The sequence below is a fragment of the Nonomuraea sp. NPDC048892 genome, assembly GCF_040649735.1.
Taxonomy (GTDB): domain Bacteria; phylum Actinomycetota; class Actinomycetes; order Streptosporangiales; family Streptosporangiaceae; genus Nonomuraea; species Nonomuraea maheshkhaliensis.
Genome location: NZ_JBEZFZ010000003.1, coordinates 276,429 through 295,971, shown reverse-complemented (window position 1 = coordinate 295,971; position 19,543 = coordinate 276,429). Strand labels below are relative to the sequence as shown.

The following is a 19,543-nucleotide window of genomic DNA, read 5'->3' as shown; positions in this document are numbered from 1 at the left end:
GTGGCCCCATGAAGGTGGCGGGCAGCGCCGTGATCGGCGTGAACAGGGACCAGGCGTGGACGGCACTGCGGGATCCGGAGGTGCTGGTGCGCACCATTCCGGGATGCGAGCGGCTGGAGGAGACGGGGCCGGACACGTACCGGATGACGGTCAACGCGGGGGTGGCCTCCATCAAGGGCGTCTACCAGGGAGAGGTCTCGCTGGGCGACCCGCTGGCGCCGGAGAGCTTCACGCTGCGGGCGTGCGGGCAGGGCGCGCCGGGGACCGTGGACGCGACCGTCCAGGTCCGGCTGAGCGAGGTCGACGGCGGGACGCGGGTCGACTACGACGCCGAGGCCGTGATCGGCGGCATGATCGGCGGGGTCGGGCAGCGGATGCTGGGCGCGGCGGCCAGGCGGACGGCGGCGGAGTTCTTCTCGGCCGTCGATGAGCACCTGCGCGCGCCCGCCGAGATCTGCGAGCCCGCGCCCAACGGCACGACCGTCACGCCCGCCACGCCTGCCGCGCCGGGCGCGCCGGGCGCGCTCGCCCAGCAGGACCGGCCCGGCGATCCCGTCCAGCCCGCGCAGGCGCAGCGAGCAGCGGGGGCGGCGGGAGCGGCGGGGACGGTTTATGAGCGGCCCGCCGCGCGGCACGCCGAGACCCGCCCGTGGGTGATGCTGGCCTCCTTCGGCATGGGCGCGGGCGTCGCGCTCGCGGGGGCGGCGGTGGGCTGGCTGCTCGGGCGCGGATGGCGGCGCGACGCCTGAGGGTGGTGGCGTCGCGGACTCTCGCGGAAAAGGATCTCCCGGCGTAGCGTGGCGGTATGCGGCAGGCACATGCTGAAGACGCACGGACCGAGGCCAGGCGAGTCGTACACAACCTGCTGGGCGAGGACCGCCCGACGGCCGAGATGCTGATCGGCGACGTGCGCCCCGTGCTCGGCGACGACCGCACCAGGCGCACGCTCGACCTGGCCCTCGGCGCCCAGCTCACCAGGCGCTCGGCGGAGCTGGCCGCCATCGCCGCGCTGCTGGTCGGCACCCGGGAGCTGGGCGAGGAGTGGTGGGGCAGGTCCAGGGGCGGCAAGCTGCCCGCGCCCGACGAGGTGGTGCGCACGGCCGTCGCGATCGAGCCGTGGACCGATCTGACCGCGCTGGAGATGCTCGCCGCCTGGATCGCCGACGACGCCGCGGACCAGCTCTGGGGCGCGCCCGTGGCGCAGGTCGACCTCAACTCCTGGCAGGCCGAGGACCGCTTCGACCTGCCGCCTGACGTCCGGCCGGGTCAGCGGCTCGTCGTGCACTTCGACGCGGGCGGCAGGCTCGACGCGGTCGTCGCCCGCAGGGCCGACGAGGAGCTCGGCTCCAACCTCGACTTCCAGTCGCTGCGTTACTCCCGCCCGGCCGAGGCCCAGTGGAGCTGGGGCGTGGCGGCCGGGCTCGGGCCGCACCGGCTGCCGGGGGAGAGCCCCGACCCCTACGCGCGCGAGGTGTCCTCCGCCGCCGCGGACGTGCTGCGCGCGTGGGCGATGCGCCACGGGGCCACCCGCGAGCAGCTCGGCGAGAGCTGGCGGACCGTGGGCGACGTGGTGGCCGCCATCGAGCGGGTGGACTGGATGTGGCGCAGCGGTGAGTGGTTCGGCTGGTGGCGCGGGGCTTCGGCGCTGGTCGACGATTCCGCGTACCTGCCGTACCGGCTGGAGGAACTGGCCGCCGGATAGGAAGCACGGGATAGGAATCAACGGCGGGCGGCGGCGGTTGAGGCCGACATGAAGGTGGAGATTTTCTCTGACGTCGTGTGCCCGTGGTGCTACATCGGCCACGCCAGGTTCACCAAGGCCGCCGAGCGGTTCCGTGACAAGGGCGGCTCGATCGAGGTGACGATGCGGCCGTTCCAGCTCAACCCGGACGCCCCGGCGAAGGGCGAGCCGCTGATCCCGTCGATGGAGCGCAAGTTCGGGCCCAACGCCCGCCAGATGATCGAGCGGGTCGTCGGCACCGCCGCCGAGGAGGGCCTGGAGCTCGACTACGACCGGGCGCTCAACTCGACCACCGTGCGGGCCCACCGCCTCATCGAGGTGGCCGGCCGGCAGGGGCTCGGCGAGGAGATGGCCGAGCGGCTGTTCCGCGCCTACTTCACCGAGGGCCGCGACGTGGCCGACGCCGGTGTGCTGGCCGAGCTGGCCGCCGAGGTGGGCGTGACCGACACGGGAGAGGGGGCAGAGGAGGTGCGCGAGCAGCTGGCCAGGGCCCGCTCGCTCGGCATCAGCGGGGTGCCGCTGTTCCTGTTCGAGGGCAAGTACGCCGTGTCGGGCGCGCAGCCGGTCGACGCCTTCGCCGCCGCGATCGACGAGGTGGCCGAGCGTACCGGCCAGACGCCGATCACCCAGCTTGCCGCGCCGGCCGAAGGCTGCGACGACGACGGCGTCTGCGCGGTCTGAGCGTCGCCGGAGTTCTCGGCGGGTGGAGATGGGTGGGAGACGGGTGGGAGAATCGCAGGGTGTCGAGACGTCGCCTTGGTTATCTGCTCAAGCACGCCAACCTGCGCCTGACCGAGCTGACGGGAGCGGCGCTGGAGCCGTACGGGATCGACGGGCGTGAGTTCGCAGTGCTCGCGCTGCTCGACTCGCCCGCGCCGATGTCGCAGCTCGACGCGGCCAGGCGGCTCGGGATCGACCGCACCACGATGGTGGCGATGGTCGACGCGCTGGAGCGCAAGGACCTCGTGCGCCGCCGCCCGCACCCCGACGACCGGCGCAAGAACGTGGTCGAGCCGACGGAGCGCGGGCACGAGACGCTGGGCGTGGCCAGGATCGCCGTGGACGCGGCGGAGGAGGAGTTCCTGTCCTCGCTGTCCGGCGGCGACGCCGGGCTCCTCAGAGACGTCCTGGAGCGCCTGGTCCCGCCTCCAGCGGGCTGAGCGCGCCCTCCCCGAGCCGGCCTGCCCGGTGGTGGCGGCGGCACAACACCTGATAGCGCACGTGCGCGGCGTCGGTGTCGCCGATCACCACCTGCTCGCCGGTACGCGCCATCGCCCCGCCCACGATCCTGGCGTTCAGCTGGCCGGGCCGCCCGCACCAGCACAGCACCTCGACCTGCAGCCGGCACACCTCGTCGGCCAGCTCGAACAGCCGCTGCGCGGCCGGGAACATCACCGACCTGAAGTCCGAGGCCAGCCCGAAGGCGTAGACGTCCACGCCGTGGCCGTCCACCAGGTCGGCCAGCTGCTCGATCTGCTCGACGGTGTAGAAGCAGGCCTCGTCGCAGATGAGGTAGTCGATGCGGTCGTGCGCGGTCACCAGCCGGACCAGGTCGAGGGAGTCCACCACCTCGATGGCCTCAAGGCCGAGCCCTATCCTGCTGGTCACCTTCGGGCCGCCGGAGCGGTCGTGCTTGGTCAGCACGAGGCCACGCCGGCCCTGCCGTCCGTGGTTGTAGTTCATCTGGAGCGCCAGCGTGGACTTCCCGCAGTCCATGGGGCCGAAGTAGAACTTCAGTACGGCATCCCTGGCTCCAGAGGGCACGGCGGACAAGGCAGACAGTTCAGTCACGGGCCGCCAGCTTAGTGGCTTGGCTTGTCCCATGACCTCGTGGGACATTTTGTCCCCTGAGTATCTGGAGGAATCAGTGGTCACCGACAATTCCCCGTCCCGGCCGGAGTCGCTCGACGCGATGATGACCCCGGACGACCTCACGGCCGCCCAGGCGGACGCCACCCGATGGCGGTACGGCTTCCTCGTGGTCGTGGCGGGTATCCTCGCGGTCCTGGTCGCCTTCGGCGCCGCCGTGTTCGCCACCGGGGAGTTCGCCGCGCTCTTCGCGGGAGTCGCGGGGGTGATCGGTACCATTATCGGGGCATACTTCGGCGTTCAGGCGGGGCAGTCAGGAAAGGCGAGGGTGGAGGCCGAGCTGGCCCGTTCCCAGGAGATGGTGGTCAGGCTGGCGGCCTACGTCGGCACACAGAACGCGCCCCGAGTCATCGACGAAGTGCTCGGCCGGCGCCGAAGCTGAGGAGTCATGCGTAGCGTCCGTATCGGTGTCGACACCGGAGGAACGTTCACCGACATTGTGGCGGTGGACGAGGAGACCGGTGAGATCCTCACCACGAAGACCCCCTCGACCCCCGCGAACCCGGCCGACGGGTTTCTCGCGGGCATCGAGAAGCTGGGCCGGCTCGACGCCGGCGCCATCGTGCACGGCACCACCGTGGCCACGAACCGCCTGCTGGAAGACCGGATCGAAAGCCTCGGGTTCATCACGACCGAGGGGTTCGAGTTCATCCTGGAGATCGCCAGGCAGAGCGTGCCCGACGGCTACGGCAACTCCTACTTCTGGGTCAAACCGCCGAGGATCGTTCCCGTGCACCTGGTCAGGACCGTCGGCGGGCGGCTCGACCACCGGGGCGACGAGGTGTGGCCGTTCTCCGAGGAGCAGGCCGTGGAGGTGGCCCGCTGGTTCCGCGCCAAGGGCATCACCGCGATCGGGGTCTGCTTCCTGCACTCCTACGCCAACCCCGAGCACGAGCGCCGCATGCGCGAGGTGCTGTGGCGCGAGCACCCGGAGGCGGTGATCTCGTTGTCGAGCGACGTGCTGCGCGAATACCGCGAGTACGAGCGCTCGGTCACCACCCTGGTCGACGCCGCCGTCAAGCCGGCCATGCGCGGCTACATCGCCAACCTGTCCACCCGGCTCGGCAAGCCGTTCTCGGTGATGAAGTCCAACGGCGGCATCCTGTCCGCCCGCGAGGTCGTCAACCAGCCCATCACCACGGTCCTGTCGGGCCCGGCGGCCGGCGCGCTCGGCGCGGCGCTCATCGCCTCGACGGCCGGGCACGAGTCGGTGATCACCCTCGACGGCGGCGGCACCTCGACCGACGTGGCCGTGGTGATCGACGGCGAGCCGTCCATCACCACCGAGGGCTCCGTCGGCCGCTACCCGTGCAAGATCCCGATGATCGACATCATCACGGTCGGCGCCGGCGGCGGCTCGATCGCCTGGATCTCGCCCGAGGGCACGCTCAAGGTCGGGCCCAAGTCCGCGGGCGCCGACCCCGGCCCGCTCTGCTACGGCAAGGGCGGGACCGAGGTGACGGTGACGGACGCGCACGTGTTCCTCGGCCGGGTCCCGCCCCACCTGCTCGGCGGGGAGATCCCGCTGGACGTCGAGGCCGCGCGCACCGGCGTCAAGGCGCTGGCCGACAAGCTCGGCCTCACCCCCGAGCGCACGGCGACCGGGATCCTGGAGATCAGCGCGTTCAACCAGAGCAACGCCATCAGGCAGCTCACCGTCAAGCGCGGGCTGGACGTGCGGGACTTCCCGCTGGTGACCTTCGGCGGTTCCGGGCCGCTGCTGGCGTGCCGGCTGATCGACATCCTGGGCCTGCCGTCCGTGATCGTCCCGCGCGACCCGGGCAACGTCTCGGCGTTCGGGCTGCTCACGGTGGACGTCAAGAACGACTACGTCCGTACGTACGTCACCCGCGACCTCTCGCTCGGCAAGGCCGTCGAGATCTTCCACGACCTGGAGCATCAGGCGGGCGAGGCGCTCGACCGCGAGGGCTTCGCCGACCCGGTCTACCAGCGCAGCGCCGATCTGCGGTACTACGGCCAGGCGTACGAGGTCCGCGTGCCCGCCCCCGCCGGCGAGATCGACGACGAGTGGCAGGCCGAGGTGGTCTCCCGCTTCCACGAGGCCCACGAGAAGCTCTACGGCTACGCCTACCGCGACGACCCGCGCCACGGCGTCGAATGGGTCAACCTGCGCGTCTCCGGCATCGGCCCCATCACCCGCCCGGTCATCAGGCGGCTGGAGAAGGCCGGCGACGGGGCCACCTCGGTCCGTCCCGTGCACTTCGACGAGACCCGCGACACCCCGATCCACCAGCGCTCCGCGCTCGGGCCCGGCGCCACGGTGCAGGGGCCCGCGGTGATCGAGGAGTACGGCTCGACGATTCCGATCCATCCGGGCTTCACGGCAAAGGTGGACGAATACGGAAATGTGGAGATAAGTCGTGACTGATCCCATCCTGGTGGAGATCGTGGAAGGCACGCTGGCCTCCGTCGAGAAGGAGGTCGAGACCGCCATCGCGCGTACGGCCCGCTCGCCGATGATCCGCGACGCCCACGACTTCCGCGCGGGCATCCACGACGCCCGCCTGCGCAAGCTCACCGGCCGCTCCTACAGCGCGCTCGTCCAGCCCGTCGTGCGCGACTTCCCGATCGAGACGATGAAGCCGGGCGACGTCTACTTCCACAACGACGTCTACCTGTCGGAAGGCGGCATCGGTCACCTGCCCGACCTGTGCGTCACCGTGCCCGTCTTCCACGAGGACGAGGTGGTCGCGTTCGTGCAGGCGTTCGGCCACCACGACGACATCGGCGGCGCGGTCCCCGGCTCCATGCCCTCCCATGCCCGTTCGGTCTACGAAGAGGGCCTGATGGTCCCGCCGATCAAGCTGTGGGACGCCGGCGAGCCCAACGAGGCCGCGCTGCGCATCATGACGCGCAACTCGCGCATGCCCGACTCGCTGGCGGGCGACCTGGACGCGGAGTGCTCGGCCTGCCTGATGGGCGCGCGGCGGCTCGGTGAGCTGTTCGAACGCTACGGCAAGCAGGCCGTGCAGGAGTGCTTCGACGCCATCATCGACAAGACGACCGAGACGTTCCGCAGGGAGCTGCTGGCCAAGATCCCCGAGGGCACGTACGTGTGGGAGGACTACGCCGAGCACGACGGCGTGGACGAGCCCCGCCTGCACGCCCAGCGCATCACGCTCACCGTCGACCACGCCGCCGACTCGCCGCTGACCATCGACTTCACCGGCACCTCGCCGCAGGCCAAGGGGCCGATCAACCACGCGGGCGACTACGCCGACGGGGTGTTCCTGAAGAAGTGGCTGGCCCCGGTGCTGCGCAACCTGGCCGACACGCCGGAGCGCATGGCGGAGCTGGACGTCAACGAGGGCGTCGTGCCGCTGATCAAGATGATCTTCCCGGAGAAGGGCACGCTGCTCACCCCGGTCTTCCCCGCGCCCACCAACGCCCGCACGTTCGTCATCCTGCGCCTGCTCGGCGTGCTGGCGGGCGTGCTGGCCAAGGCGACCGGCGGGCGCATGCCGGCCGACCAGGAGACCATCCGCTACACCGGCGTCCACGGCGTCGACGCGGAAGGGGCCCCGTACCTGATGCGGGAGGTCCTGGGCGGCGGCTCGGGCGGGCGCTGGTACGCCGACGGCGAGGACACCATCCACGTGGTGCCCGACTCGCGCAACATCCCGGTCGAGTTCGCCGAGGCCAGGTGGCCGTTCCGGGTCGAGCGGCTGGCGCTGGCCTGCGACTCCGGCGGGCCGGGGATGTACCGGGGCGGGCTCGGCTACGACAAGCACATCCGGATGTTGCGCGACGCGTCGTACATGTCGATCGCCGACCGCTCGATCCTGTCCTGCTGGGGCGTCAACGGCGGCCTGGCCGGGCGGCCGTTCCGCGTCGAGATCGCGGGCAAGGAGATGGAGGGGCTGGTCGACGACCACCAGGTGCAGGCGGGCGAGCTGATCAGGATCCGCACCACCGGTGGCGGCGGCTGGGGCTCCCCGTACGACCGCGACCCCCGCGCGGTGGCGGCAGACGTGCGCGACGGGAAGGTGTCGATCGCCGGGGCCCTCGGCGACTACGGCGTGGTGCTCGACGGCGACCGCATCGACGAGCAGGGCACGGCCGAGCTCCGCGCCCGCCTGCGGCCCCCGGCCGACCGCTTCTTCGACCGGGGCCCCGGCTACGCCAAGCTCTCCGGCGGCCGGCCGCACGCGGACGTGGACGAACTCTAAGGGGCGTGCCCGAGCCGCGCGGGCCCGCCCCTCACGGCCCGTCCGGTCGCGTGTCCCGCTCGGGGTCGAAGGCGGCGAAGTACGTCGCCGCCATGTCCTCGTCGCCGTGCCCGGCCGCCTCGGCCCGGCGGAAGCGCTCGCCGGCGGCGGCCACCAGGTCGAGCCTGACCCCGGCCGTCTCGCCCGCCCTGGTGATGAGGCGGGTGTCCTTCTCGGCGTTGCGCACCGAGAAGGACGGCGTGAAGTCGCCCTCCAGGAGGGCCTTCGACTTGGCCTGGAAGTACGCGCTGTCCATCGGCCCGCCGGCGATCACCTGCCGCACCAGGTCGGGATCGAGCCCGAGCCCCTCTGCCAGGGAGAGCGCCTCGGCGATGACGGCGGTCATCGAGATGCCGACGCTGACCGTGGCCATCTTCAGCTTGGTGCCCGCGCCGCCGGAGCCGTCCTCGCCGAGCCAGAGCGTCCGCTGCCCGACCGCCGCGAACACCGGCTCCAGCGCCTGCCTGGCCGCCTGCGGACCCGCCGCCAGGATGACCAGCTTGCCCTGCTCCGCCGGTTGCCTGGTGCCCTGCACCGGCGCGTCCACGAACGTCAGCCCGTGCGCCCCGGCCAGCGCGGCCAGCCGCCCGACCGCGTCGACGCCGACCGTGCTCATCTGCGCCCACACCTGCCCGGGCCGCAGCCCCGGCGCGGCGGCGGAGATCGCGTCGTGCACGGCGTCACCGTCGCTCAGCATGGTGACGATGACGTCGGCGCCCTCGACCGCCCCGGCCGGCGAGTCCGCGACCACCACGCCGTCGGCCTCCAGCGGCAGGGCCTTGTCCCTGGTACGGTTCCACGCGCGCACGCGCAGGCCCGCCCCGGCCAGATTGCGGGCCATGGGCAGCCCCATGAGCCCGGCTCCGAGAACCGCGACAACACTCATGGGATCACGATATGCCGGGCGGTCCGGCTCGCTCGGCCGGGGGTGAACGGCGGCGTGTGAGGATGAGAGCATGGGCGTCGCGCGGATCATGGCGGTACGACACGGGGAGAGCGAGGCCAACCTGGCCTACCAGCGGGCCGGCGACACGCCGCTCGTCTACGAACGCGGCGACGACGAGGTGGGCCTGACCGGGCTGGGCCGGGCCCAGGCGGCGGCGCTCGGCCGGCTGCTCGCCGCCCTGCCTCCCGGAGAGGTGCCCGAGCTGGTCTGGTGCTCGCCCTACCGGCGCGCGCTCGACACCTGGGAGCTGGCCCTGGCGTCGTGGGGCGGCCCGCCGCCGCCCGTCACCGTGGACGAACGGCTCAGGGACCAGGAGGCGGGGCTGCTCGCGCCCTACAACCTGGCCGCGATCGGCGAACGGTTCCCCGAGGAGCTGGCCCGCAGGCGATCCGAGGGCGAATACTCCTACCGGCCGCCAGGCGGCGAGTCGCTCGCCGACGTCGTGCTCAGGCTCCGCGCCTTCGTGCACGACCTGGACGGGCGCGCGGACGGGCGGCGGGTGCTGATCGTCGCGCACGACTCGGTGGTGCTCGGGCTGCGCCACGTCATCGCCGGGGGTCCCGACGCGGAGCTCGCGGCGGTGCTGGACTTCGCGCCCGTGCTGAACGCGTCCGTCTCGATCTGGCACACCGGCGACGCCGGGTTCGAGCTCGTCAGCTTCAACGACATCACCCACCTCGCCCCTTGGCCTTGAGGACACATCACGTTTCGACGACGAGATCGGCGCGTTCGCGGGTGCGATCGGCGGCGAACCATGCCTGTTCGGCCTTGAACCATTCCCGCCACCGGGGCTCCAGCTCCGGCCCGTCCCGCTCCAGCACGCGCCGCAGCCGTACCGTCTCACCGGCCTCCACCCACACGACGTAGGCCAGCAGCTCCGCCACCGACGCCCGCGCCGTGCCGACGCCCTCGACGACCAGAACGGGCGCCACGGGCACGGCCACCTCCTCGGCGTACGTCCCGCGCACCCAGTCGTACCTGCGGAAACCGCCGGGCAGGCCGTTCCGCAGCGGCTCCAGCACCTGGGCCTCCAGGGCGTGGAACCAGGCGCCAGGCCCCTCCTCCCACGGCACGGGGAAGTCGTCGCTGTGCACGACCTGGCAGCCCAGGTCGGCCGCCAGCCGATTCGCGAACGTCGTCTTGCCCGCCCCCGCAGGCCCGTCCACGGCGACGAGGCGCACGGGACCGCACGAGGGCCGCAGGCGCCTGATGCGCTCGGCCGGCTCAATCATCGACCCAGGGTAGGTGACGCGGGGCGGCCTCCTGAGAGAATGTTCTTTCACCCCGAACGCAAGGAGGAGGCTGGATCTTGCTCGGACCCCTCGGTGACATCGTCGTGCTCGATCTGTCCAGGGCCCTGGCCGGCCCGCACGCCGCGCAGATGCTCGGTGACCTGGGCGCTCGGGTGATCAAGGTAGAGCATCCGGACGGGGGCGACGAGTCACGTGGCTGGGGGCCGCCCTTCGTCGGGCCTGATAGCGAAATTTCCACTTATTTCCTGGCAGCCAACCGCAACAAGCAGTCCATCGCCGTCGATCTGAAGTCCGCCGAGGGCAAAGAGCTCATCGAACGCCTCGTGCGCCAGAGCGACGTGCTCGTCGAGAACTTCCGTACCGGTGTGCTCGACCGCCTCGGCTTCTCCGTCGAGCGCCTGCACGAGCTCAACCCGCGCCTGGTCATCCTGTCGATCACCGGCTTCGGCCACGACGGCCCGGAAGGGGGCCGCCCCGGCTACGACCAGATCGCCCAGGGGGAGGGCGGCCTGATGTCGCTGACCGGGCCATCGGCCGACGAGCCCTACCGCGTCGGCGCCTCCATCGCCGACCTGCTGGCCGGCATCCACGGCGCGTACGGCGTGGCCGGCGCCCTCTACGAGCGCGAGCGCACCGGCAGGGGCAGGGTGGTGCGCACCTCGCTGCTCGCCGCGATCACCGGCGTCCACTCCTACCACGGCACCGCCTGGACGGTCGGCGGCAAGGTGCCCGCCGCGAGCGGCAACCACCACGCCTCCATCACCCCCTACGGCGCCTTCCGCTGCGCCGACGGCATGCTGCAGATCGCCGCCGCGAACGAGGGCCAGTGGCGCAAGGTGGCCGCGCTGCTCGGCATCGACCCGGCCCAGGCGCGCTACGCCACCAACAGGGACCGGTTCGAGCACCGCGACGAACTCGTCGCCGACATGGAGAAGGCCCTCGGAGCCCACGACCGCGCCCACTGGCTGGCCAGGCTCGGCGAGGCGGGCGTGCCCGCGGGCGCGATCAGGTCGCTGGACGAGGTCTACACCTGGGACCAGACCCGCTCGCAGGGCCTGGTCGTCGAGGTGGAGCACTCCGTACTGGGCAAGATCGAGCTGCCAGGGCCGCCGCTGCGGTTCGACGGGCTGACCGGGATCGAGCACACCGCGCCGCCCATGCTCGGCCAGGACGGCGACGCGGTGCTCGCCTGGCTGGAAGAACGTGAACGATGATCGGAAATCGGCGGCACCGTCGAGGGCGCTCGTGCGTCAACATTTCAGCGTTGACCGACAACTAGGGAGCGATAGTGAGCCGTCCGGACGCGCGCACACTGATCGACACGGTCCTCGACCGGGGGTCGTGGAAGTCGTGGGACGTGCCGCCCGCCGATCCGGCCGAGCCCGGCTCCTCCTACGCCGACGAGCTGGCCGCGGCCCGCGTCAAGTCCGGCTACGACGAGGCCGTGATCACCGGTGAGGGGCTGCTCGACGGCCGCAGGGTGGCCGTCGCCGCGTGCGAGTTCTCCTTCATGGCGGGCTCGATCGGGGTCGCCGCGGCCGAGCGGTTCACCGCGGCCGTCGAGCGGGCCACCCGCGAGGGGCTGCCCATGCTGGCCGCGCCGGCCTCGGGCGGGACCCGCATGCAGGAGGGCGCGCTCGCGTTCGTCCAGATGGTGAAGATCACCGCGGTGATCCAGGCGCACCGGGCGGTCGGCCTGCCCTACCTCGTCTACCTGCGCCACCCGACGACGGGCGGGGTGTTCGCGTCCTGGGGCTCGCTCGGGCACGTCACGGCGGCCGAGCCTGAGGCGCTGATCGGGTTCATGGGGCCGAGGGTGTTCGAGTCGCTGCACGGCTACCCGTTCCCCGAGGGCGTCCAGGTCTCGGAGAACCTGCACCGCAAGGGCCTGCTCGACGCGGTCGTCTCGGCCGGCGACGCGCGGGAGATCGCCATCAGGGCGCTGGCCGTGCTCGCCGCCGACAAGTCCGGCATCGTCGCGGGCGAGCCGCCAGAGGAGGACCTGCGACCGGTGGAAGCGTGGGAGGCGATCACCCGTTCCCGCCGCGACGACCGGCCGGGCGTCCGTACGCTGCTCAAGCTCGCCGCCTCCGACGTGACCCCGCTCAGCGGCACGGGGGAGGGCGAGAACGAGCCGGGGTTGCTGCTGGCGCTGGCCAGGTTCGGCACCGCGCCGGCCGTGGTGCTCGGCCAGGACCGGCGGCTGCAGCGCACCAACTCGCCGCTCGGCCCCGCCGGGCTGCGCGTGGCCAGGCGCGGCATGCGGCTGGCCGCCGAGCTCGGGCTGCCCCTGGTCACCGTGGTCGACACGGCGGGGGCCGACCTGTCGAAGGCGGCCGAGGAGGGCGGGCTGGCCGCCGAGATCGCCCGCTGCATGGCCGAGCTGGTCATGCTCGACGCGCCGACCGTCTGCCTGCTGCTCGGCGAGGGCGCGGGCGGCGCCGCGCTGGCGCTGCTGCCCGCCGACCGGGTGCTGTGCGCGCAGCACGCCTGGCTGTCGCCGCTGCCGCCCGAGGGCGCCTCGGCCATCCTCTACCGCTCGGTCGACTTCGCCCCCGAGATCGCCCAGGCGCAGCGCATCCGCGCCACCGACCTGCGCCGCGACGGCATCGTGGACCGGGTCATCCCCGAGGTGCCCGACGCCGCCTACGAGCCCAGGCAGTTCTGTGAGCGGGTGGGGCGGGCGCTGGAGTACGAGATCGCGCAACTGCTGCGGGTGAGCCCGGCGGACCGTTTCACGGCCCGCCAGGCCCGCTTCCGCAACCTCGGCTAGGAGGGCTTGTCCTGCGTCATGGGCCCGTCCTGCCACAGCTTCGTGCCGGCGGCGTCGTAGCCCGTGATGGACATGCCGGCCGCGAACTGGGCGCCCTTCGGGATCGGCGCCGCGAACAGCGTGACGCCCTGGTCCCACTGGTCGGGCACGGCGTCCATGGTCACGGTGAGGCCGTTGGAGGTGCGCAGCTCGACCCTGGCCGTGCCGGCGGGGCCGTAGCCGTACCAGGCGGTGGCGCCGTAGGACCAGCGCACCGGCCGTTCGGCGGTGAGCAGGTCGCTCAGCCTCTCGCCGGGCAGCGGCCCGGGCAGCGACGGCGACGGCTCGCCGTGCTCGAAGAAGGCCAGGCAGCTCGGCTCGGCGACCAGGACCGTCACCCCCGCGGCCAGGCTCTGGCGGCCGGCCTCCGTCCCCACGGCCTTGCGCCCGCAGGAGGGGTTCGTCTCCGGATACCGGTCGACGCGCCCGTCCTTCGTCCGCACCGTGAAGCCGACGAGCACCGCGTCGCCGTTCGGGACCGTGACGTGCCAGATCCGGGCCGGCGTGCCCTTGCCGCGCAGGAAGGCCGCGTCGAGCCGGCGCCCGTCGGACAGCACCGCCCGCACCGACTCCCAGCTCTCGCCGGCCACTCCGATGTACGTGGTGGAGCCCGGCGCCGGCAGGTAGGTGACCGCCTTCAGCGGATGCGGCGAGTTCTTCGTGGCGCCGCCCTGGCACCTCACACCGCCCCCTGGCGAGGAGTCTCCTGACAGGCAGATCGTCGTCCTGCCCGGGCCCACGGCATCGCTGAACCAGGTACGCAGGCCGCCCGGGAGCGTCATCACCTCACCGGCGGCGGGGATGGCGTCCGCCACGGCGCCCTCCTTGTCGGTCTGGCGCCAGAGCTCGGCCCCGCCCGCGTCGAAGGCGACCACCTCGGAGCCCTCCCGCCAGGCGCCCACGGGGTTCTCCCCGGCGAACAGCGCCACGCCGAGGCCCCAAGGATCGGGCCGGGTCACGAAATCGTTCGAGGCGCCGCCGGGGAAGGTGATCGTGACCCTGGCGACATCCGCGCGGGCGATGCCCGTGATCACGTTCTCCTCCATGCCCGGGATGACCGCGTTCCGTGCCAGCGCTTTCACCGGCGCCGACGCCAGGTGCGCGCCGTGCCGTGACCAGGTCACCTCGGTGTCCCGGCCCTGCCGGTACGGCCGCGCCGTGACCCCGGCGGGCAGGTCCACGGGCGCGCCGGCGGCCGTGCCGAGCTGCTGCCCTGTGAGCCGCTCGCGTGACTCCTCGCCCAGGGCCCGGCCCTGGTCGTCCACGAGTTCGATCTTCGCCATCGCGTGCCGGGCCGGGTAGGTCACGGTCCAGAGCCGGTACGGCGCGCCCTCGGGCCGCAGCACCGTCCCGGAGAACTTCTCGCCGTCGGCGGCGACGCCGGTGACGCCTCCCACGCCCGGCAGTGCCACCCCCCAGTCCATGGCGGTCTCGGCTCCGTCCCGCAGGGTGCTGCCGACGAACCAGCTCTCGGTGATCACCTCGTCTGTGATAGGCGTGCAGCCGCCGTACGGGTCCAGGTCGGCCCGCTCCACGACGAAGCACAGCTCGCGGTAGCCCGCCTTCGCCGTGGCGAACCAGAGCCGCAGCGGCCGGTCCTCCGTCGGGTTGTCCACGGTGACCTCCTCGCCGGCCGCGGTCCTGTCCTGCATGAGCCGTTCGTGCACGGCGTCGGCGTCGGACGACGCGTCCCCGTCCCGTCCTCCGCCGAGCCATACAGGCACGAGCCCCGTCACCAGCGCTGTCACCAGCGCTGCCAGCAGCGTCACCGGCACCGCGGCGACCAGCGTGCGGCCGGCCAGGCGCCGCCACGGGCGGCGCTCCCGCGTGCGGGCCCAGGCGTCCGGCCGGGTCTCGAAGGTCTGCGCCCGGGCGTCGAACGCGGCCCGCAGCCGCTCTTCCAGCTCGTTCACCGGTCATCCTCCTTCAGCGCCCGGCCCAGGGCCGCCAGCGCCCGGCTGGCGTGGGTCTTCACCGATCCCGGCGAGACGCCCATGGCATCGGCGATCTCGCGTTCCGACAGGTCCAGCCAGTAACGCAGGACGAGCGCCTCGCGCTGGCGGCGCGGCAGGCGGTCCACGGCCGCGAGCAGTTCCCTGTGCTCCTCGGAGACCAGGACGGCTTGCTCGCTGCTGCGTACGGGCTCCGGCGGGTCGGGGCGGCGCAGCCGGACGAGGCGCAGGTGGCGCAGGCGGTTACGGGTCAGGTTGCAGACGGTCGAGCGCAGGTAGGCCAGGGCGGCCCCGTCGTCGCGCAGCCGTCTGGTGTGCAGCCGGGAGAACGCCTCCTGGGCGATGTCCTCGGGGTCATCCGCGCCGAGCAGCCCGGCCAGCCGTACCAGCGAGTGGTAGTGGGCCGCGAACAACTCGGCGGACGACGGCTGCGTCATGGTCGCAGTCTCGATCACACCCTAGAGACACCCGCGGCGGCGGCCGGTTGACTAGGGGACCGGAATCCGTTCGACCCGGATCGAGAAGACCTCCTCGCGGGGCACCACGACCTCGTAGGCGCCGTGGTCGACCATCCAGTAGCCGAGCGCCTCGGCCTTCATGCCGCTGTGGCCGGTGTAGGCGATGTGCAGCCCGTCGTCGTCCTCGTCGAGCACGATGCACGGCTCGCCGCCGAACGCGCCCACGGTGCGGATCAGCACCAGCCACTCGACCTGCGCCCTGGGCACGACCCGGCGCCAGTAGCCGGAGGCGGGCTCGAAGCCGTCGAGCTCTTCCTCGCTGAACAGCACCACGTCGTTGCCGGGGCCGAGGGCGGCGGGCAGGGTGCGCTCGCCGAAGCGGGCCACGAAGCCGGAGGCGACCGGCGTGATCTCGTCGCTCATGCGGACGGCCGCCAGGTCAGCCCGTCGTAGCCGGCGAACGGCCGCTCGCCGTCTTCGGTGACATGGATGATCTCGGCCCCCGCAGGGATCGGCATCGGGACGGTGTGGAACTGCGGCACCACGTGCTCGGACGAGGTGGTGAACCCGTTGCCGGCGAAGGGCGGCGCGTCGCTCCAGTCACCCCCCATGTGGGGTCCGTACGGCACCGCGTAGGTGTCGACGTCGCGGGCCTGCCAGCGCATGAGATAGATCTCCGGCACCTCGGGGAACAGCTCCGATCCATCGAAGGACAGGTCGAGCCCGTGGTAGAGGGCCTCAGGGGTGGTCAGCCGGACGCAGTCCTGCACCCGGTAGACGTAGCCTGAGATGACCGTGCGCTTGCCCGACAGATATGGCACGAGCAGACGCGGCGGGACCACCTTCTGCATCTGCGTTCCGCTCACGCTACTACTTTACGATCGCTTTACCCCCCGGTGGACCGCCAGGGCCTACAGCACGCGGTGTTCCAGGCACGGAAGCGTCGCGCGGGCGGTCGCCGTCCACTCGTGGTCGACCTCCACGACCCGCACGCCGGGGCCGGTGCCGAGGTCGGCGCGGACCACGCCCATCGGGTCGACCAGCATGCTGCGGCCCACCCCGAACCCGTCGGACGACTCGGCCGGATTGGGCGCCTGGCCGACGGCCGCGGTCCACATGGTGTTCTCCAGCGCCCTGGCCCTGACCAGGGTCACCCAGTGATCCTCCTTGAGCGGGCCCGAGCCCCACGCCGCGATCACCGCGAACAGCTCGGCCCCCTGGTCGACCAGCGCCCTGGTCAGCTCGGGGAAGCGGATGTCGTAGCAGATGACCAGCCCCACCTTGACCCCGGCCAGCTCCACCACGACCGGCCCCGCGCCGGGCGCGACCAGGTCGGACTCCTTCGCGCCGAACGAGTCGAACAGGTGGATCTTCCGGTACGCGGCCCGCACCTCGCCCTGGGCGTCGATGGCCACGGCCGTGTTGTGCACCCGCCCGTCGCCCGGCTCGAACACGCCGGCGATCACCGCGGTGCCGTGCTCGCGGGCGGCCTCGGCCAGCCCCGTCACGAACGGCCCGTCCAGCGGCTCGGCCAGGTCGGTGATGCGCCTGCCGTAACGGGTCAGCGTGGCTTCTGGAAAGATCGCCAGCTCGGCGTCACCGGCCGCGGCCAGCGCCTCTCTGGCCCTCTTGAGGTTGGCCGACGGGTCAGGGGACACCGGGATCTGGCAGAGGGCGATTCTGGTCACGGCTCGACTCTAGCCGGTTGGGCATCGGCCGGAACAAGGTCAGGCACCGCCATACCCACTCCAGGGGGCCGTACCTGTGACGTCCGAGCCACCATCGGCTGAACAGGATCTGCGCGGCGATCGTGACCGCCGCCAGCGCGACCACCGCCCATCGGGTCGGATCGGCGTTCAGCAGCGGTTTCGCCAGCACGATCACCGCCGTGCCCGAGACGTAGTTGGTCAGCGCCATCCGGCCCAGCGGCTCCAGCACCGCCGACAGGCGCGGGCCCAGCGCGAGCAGCAGCCCCAGGCAGTACGCCGCCGCGCCCGTCAGGGCCGCGAGGCTGTAGACGGTCCACTCGTCCGTCAGCACCCACCCCACGCTCAGCAGCGCCGAGGTCACCGCTGCCGTCGCGAAACCCGGCAGCAGCAGCGTTCTGGACGGCCGCAGGCGCCACAGCCCCATGCCGAGCAGGAACAGCCCGGGGATCAGCAGCACCCCGCCGCCCACGGGAGGCAGCAGCGCCCACGTCGTCACCACCCCGCCCAGCAGCAGCACCGGCAGGGCTCCCGGCAGGAACGAGGCCGGCAGCAGCACCAGCGCCCCGTAGAAGGCGTAGTCGGTCAGCACCTCGCCCTCGTAGAACAGGTGCTGCAACTTGCCGATGCAGAAAAGCCAGAACAGCCTGCTCAGCAGCGTCCAGCGGCTGTGGCCGCGCAGGAACAGCAGGAAGCTGATGCCGAACAGCATCGAGAAGATCGGGTAGAAGCGGCTCTGGAACAGCGCCTCGATCGTCCAGTCGAGAGGGACGGGCGGCTTCTTCTCGGTGTGCTGCCAGGTGTTGACCAGCATGATGCCACCCACCGCGAAACCGCGGAGGGCGTCGAGCTCACGGATGCGCGTCACAGGACCCAGGTGAACCACCATACGAGGAATCCGGCACCGGTGACCGCCGCCGCGAGGAGCCGCAGCTTGCGCTCGTGGAGGAACGCGGCGGCGCCCAGGACCACCGAGGCGACGGCGATCCACGTGTACGGCCAGGCCAGGCCGGGGAGCCCGACGGCGAGCGCGGTCTCGTTCCGTGCCACCAGGGTCAGCACCGAGTCGGTGATCAGCCCGGTGAACGCCACGCCCGCCAGGCCCCCGAAGGCCCGCACCGCCCTGCCCCTGAGCGCGCCCGAGACGAGCTGAGCCAGGGAGACGAGCGCGAACAGGACGAAGGGCGCGGCCAGCCACGGCGAGCGCGAGATCAGGTACGGGGCCGCGGTCACGTGCAGGTCGCCCGTCCGCGCGGCCCGCGGGTCGTCAGGGCAGGCGGTGACGGCGTACGACGCGGGGTCGGCGACGAACGCCACGATCCTGGCGCGGGCGCACGCGCTGGTCAGGAAGACGGCGTGGGAGACGCCGCCGAACTCCTGGAACCGGGCCGCGGGCAGGGCCTCGGCGGCGGGCCGCGCGGTCCTGGGCGGGGTGGTCGGGTCGTCGGCGCCGCCGAGCACGTAGACGGGGGCCCTGGTGGTGGCGTTCACGGGTGCGGCCTTGGGGAGCTGCCAGGCGTCACATACCGCTTTGTCGGCGTTCAGCGTGAAAAACCGGGACGCGGGGGTGAAGGTGTTGAACGGGACCTCGTCCTGGCACTGCACCGCGTGATACAGCCCGAACTCGTGCGACACCAGCCCCTCGCCCGCCGCGTCGGCCAGCGGCGCAAGCAGCTCGTCGCGGCCCCGCGCCAGCGCGTTCACCAGCGCGGGCGCCACCGCCGCCACGTCGCTCTCCTGCACCGCCTCGGCCAGGATCGCGGCCACGTCGTCACCGCTCATCCGCGCCGTGAACTCCCTGCCGAGCAGCGGATCCGTCGTCGGGACCAGGGCGGGCGAACGGTTCAGCCGCTCGCGCACGGCGGCGAAGCGGTCCTCGACGCCCAGGCGGCGCATGGTGTCGGTCAGGTTCCCGTCACGGTCGTCGTACCAGGCGACGCCCTCGGGCAGGAAGGAGTCGAGCACCAGTGAGCGCACGCCCTCGGGGTCGGCCGCGGCCGCGGCCAGCATGACCCTGGTGGAGTAGCTGACGCCGAACAGGTTCCACGTGTCGTACCCCAGCTCCCGCCGCAGCGCGGCCACGTCGGCGGCGATCTCCTTCGTGTTGTAGCCGCGCAGGTCGACGCCCTGCTCACTCAGCCGCTCCCGGCACCGGACGGCGGCGGCGCCGACGTCCGCGGGCGGCCGGCGCAGCCTCCCGAGCAGCGCCTGCGCGGTCTCGGGGCAGGCCAGCACGGGCCGCGAGAACCGGCTCCCGCGCTGCTCGATCGTCACCACGTCGCGGTCGGGGAACATCTGTGAGAGGAAGCCGATGAGCTGCGTGGACGCCGAGCCGGGGCCGCCGCTCATGTAGACGATCGGGTCGGGTCTGCGGCCCGGCGCGTCCGACATGTGCACGGCGTACCCGACCTGGATCTCGCGTTGGGGGGCGTCCCTGCGCTCGGGAACCTCCAGGAAGGCGCAGCTCGTACGGGCGGGCACGGGCACCGGGCAGGCACTCGGAGCGGGTCCCGAAGGAGTCATGACGGGGGGCGCGGACAGAGCGAGGGCGAGCACGACCCGAATGATCACGCGACG

General features: G+C 72.4%; 20 protein-coding genes. 10 read left to right on the top strand and 10 right to left on the bottom strand.

Translation table 11 applies throughout. The annotated features are described in order from the left end of the window. The first annotated feature begins 8 nt into the window (after nucleotides 1–8). From AB0C28_RS11060 to AB0C28_RS11045, 4 genes are read left to right on the top strand one after another with little or no spacing between them, the layout of a single operon-like run. The gene (locus AB0C28_RS11060; protein WP_358073729.1) at nucleotides 9–749 is read left to right on the top strand and encodes a carbon monoxide dehydrogenase subunit G; all 741 of its coding nucleotides are present in this window, start codon (nucleotides 9–11) and stop codon (nucleotides 747–749) included. 56 nt (nucleotides 750–805) lie between these two features. After that, on the top strand, nucleotides 806–1,702 hold the full coding sequence (locus AB0C28_RS11055; protein ID WP_357844550.1) for a hypothetical protein: 897 nt from the start codon (nucleotides 806–808) through the stop codon (nucleotides 1,700–1,702). A 48-nt stretch (nucleotides 1,703–1,750) separates the two neighbouring features. Further along, nucleotides 1,751–2,422, top strand: coding sequence for a DsbA family oxidoreductase (locus AB0C28_RS11050; protein ID WP_357844553.1), 672 nt, complete (start codon nucleotides 1,751–1,753; stop codon nucleotides 2,420–2,422). Between the two features lie 59 nt (nucleotides 2,423–2,481). After that, nucleotides 2,482–2,901 carry a MarR family transcriptional regulator gene (locus AB0C28_RS11045; RefSeq protein ID WP_346110626.1) on the top strand — a complete coding sequence of 140 codons (420 nt, stop codon included), beginning with the start codon at nucleotides 2,482–2,484 and terminating at the stop codon, nucleotides 2,899–2,901. Here AB0C28_RS11045 and AB0C28_RS11040 read toward each other — a convergent pair. Next, a complete protein-coding gene (locus AB0C28_RS11040; protein ID WP_358073727.1) occupies nucleotides 2,858–3,532 on the bottom strand; it encodes a thymidine kinase in 675 nt (224 codons plus the stop codon). The two genes, AB0C28_RS11045 and AB0C28_RS11040, sit on opposite strands and share 44 nt — an antisense overlap. A 76-nt stretch (nucleotides 3,533–3,608) precedes the next feature. Between AB0C28_RS11040 and AB0C28_RS11035 the strand changes: the two genes are divergently transcribed. From AB0C28_RS11035 to AB0C28_RS11025, 3 genes are read left to right on the top strand one after another with little or no spacing between them, the layout of a single operon-like run. Next, the gene (locus tag AB0C28_RS11035) at nucleotides 3,609–3,992 is read left to right on the top strand and encodes a hypothetical protein (protein WP_357844560.1); all 384 of its coding nucleotides are present in this window, start codon (nucleotides 3,609–3,611) and stop codon (nucleotides 3,990–3,992) included. Nucleotides 3,993–3,998: 6 nt separating this feature from the next. Continuing rightward, the gene (locus tag AB0C28_RS11030) at nucleotides 3,999–5,999 is read left to right on the top strand and encodes a hydantoinase/oxoprolinase family protein (protein ID WP_357844563.1); all 2,001 of its coding nucleotides are present in this window, start codon (nucleotides 3,999–4,001) and stop codon (nucleotides 5,997–5,999) included. After that, nucleotides 5,992–7,800 carry a hydantoinase B/oxoprolinase family protein gene (locus AB0C28_RS11025; protein ID WP_357844566.1) on the top strand — a complete coding sequence of 603 codons (1,809 nt, stop codon included), beginning with the start codon at nucleotides 5,992–5,994 and terminating at the stop codon, nucleotides 7,798–7,800. The genes AB0C28_RS11030 and AB0C28_RS11025 overlap by 8 nt, the downstream gene beginning before the upstream one ends. Before the next feature lie 31 nt (nucleotides 7,801–7,831). Here AB0C28_RS11025 and AB0C28_RS11020 read toward each other — a convergent pair whose 3' ends face one another. Continuing rightward, nucleotides 7,832–8,725 (bottom strand): NAD(P)-dependent oxidoreductase, encoded by an 894-nt coding sequence (locus AB0C28_RS11020; protein ID WP_357844569.1) that lies wholly within the window; start codon nucleotides 8,723–8,725, stop codon nucleotides 7,832–7,834. 70 nt (nucleotides 8,726–8,795) lie between these two features. Here AB0C28_RS11020 and AB0C28_RS11015 point away from each other — a divergent pair, with 70 nt between their 5' ends. Continuing rightward, nucleotides 8,796–9,479 (top strand): histidine phosphatase family protein, encoded by a 684-nt coding sequence (locus AB0C28_RS11015; RefSeq protein ID WP_358073725.1) that lies wholly within the window; start codon nucleotides 8,796–8,798, stop codon nucleotides 9,477–9,479. A 7-nt stretch (nucleotides 9,480–9,486) separates the two neighbouring features. Here the strand turns inward: AB0C28_RS11015 and AB0C28_RS11010 are convergent, their stop codons facing one another. After that, nucleotides 9,487–10,017, bottom strand: coding sequence for a hypothetical protein (locus AB0C28_RS11010; protein WP_357844574.1), 531 nt, complete (start codon nucleotides 10,015–10,017; stop codon nucleotides 9,487–9,489). A 77-nt stretch (nucleotides 10,018–10,094) separates the two neighbouring features. Between AB0C28_RS11010 and AB0C28_RS11005 the strand changes: the two genes are divergently transcribed. Then, a complete protein-coding gene (locus AB0C28_RS11005) occupies nucleotides 10,095–11,252 on the top strand; it encodes a CoA transferase (RefSeq protein WP_358073723.1) in 1,158 nt (385 codons plus the stop codon). A gap of 74 nt (nucleotides 11,253–11,326) precedes the next feature. Beyond that, nucleotides 11,327–12,811 carry a carboxyl transferase domain-containing protein gene (locus AB0C28_RS11000; protein WP_358073721.1) on the top strand — a complete coding sequence of 495 codons (1,485 nt, stop codon included), beginning with the start codon at nucleotides 11,327–11,329 and terminating at the stop codon, nucleotides 12,809–12,811. On the opposite strand, the gene AB0C28_RS10995 is transcribed toward AB0C28_RS11000, so the two are convergent. Genes AB0C28_RS10995 through AB0C28_RS10965 form a run of 7 tightly spaced genes read right to left on the bottom strand, consistent with a single transcriptional unit; the run spans nucleotide 12,808 to nucleotide 19,537 of the window. Then, a complete protein-coding gene (locus AB0C28_RS10995) occupies nucleotides 12,808–14,763 on the bottom strand; it encodes a hypothetical protein (RefSeq protein ID WP_358073719.1) in 1,956 nt (651 codons plus the stop codon). The genes AB0C28_RS11000 and AB0C28_RS10995 overlap by 4 nt on opposite strands. After that, nucleotides 14,760–15,239, bottom strand: coding sequence for a sigma-70 family RNA polymerase sigma factor (locus tag AB0C28_RS10990; RefSeq protein ID WP_357844585.1), 480 nt, complete (start codon nucleotides 15,237–15,239; stop codon nucleotides 14,760–14,762). Before AB0C28_RS10990 ends, AB0C28_RS10995 begins: the two co-directional genes overlap by 4 nt. Before the next feature lie 51 nt (nucleotides 15,240–15,290). Next, nucleotides 15,291–15,683 carry a hypothetical protein gene (locus tag AB0C28_RS10985; protein WP_346110638.1) on the bottom strand — a complete coding sequence of 131 codons (393 nt, stop codon included), beginning with the start codon at nucleotides 15,681–15,683 and terminating at the stop codon, nucleotides 15,291–15,293. Then, a complete protein-coding gene (locus tag AB0C28_RS10980; protein WP_357844588.1) occupies nucleotides 15,680–16,126 on the bottom strand; it encodes a hypothetical protein in 447 nt (148 codons plus the stop codon). Before AB0C28_RS10980 ends, AB0C28_RS10985 begins: the two co-directional genes overlap by 4 nt. A gap of 45 nt (nucleotides 16,127–16,171) precedes the next feature. Then, complete coding sequence (locus AB0C28_RS10975) at nucleotides 16,172–16,948, bottom strand: carbon-nitrogen hydrolase family protein (RefSeq protein WP_357844591.1); 777 nt, start codon at nucleotides 16,946–16,948, stop codon at nucleotides 16,172–16,174. Then, on the bottom strand, nucleotides 16,908–17,834 hold the full coding sequence (locus tag AB0C28_RS10970; RefSeq protein ID WP_357844594.1) for a DUF418 domain-containing protein: 927 nt from the start codon (nucleotides 17,832–17,834) through the stop codon (nucleotides 16,908–16,910). Before AB0C28_RS10970 ends, AB0C28_RS10975 begins: the two co-directional genes overlap by 41 nt. Then, nucleotides 17,831–19,537, bottom strand: coding sequence for an alpha/beta fold hydrolase (locus AB0C28_RS10965; RefSeq protein WP_357844597.1), 1,707 nt, complete (start codon nucleotides 19,535–19,537; stop codon nucleotides 17,831–17,833). The genes AB0C28_RS10970 and AB0C28_RS10965 overlap by 4 nt, the downstream gene beginning before the upstream one ends. Nucleotides 19,538–19,543: the final 6 nt, after the last annotated feature.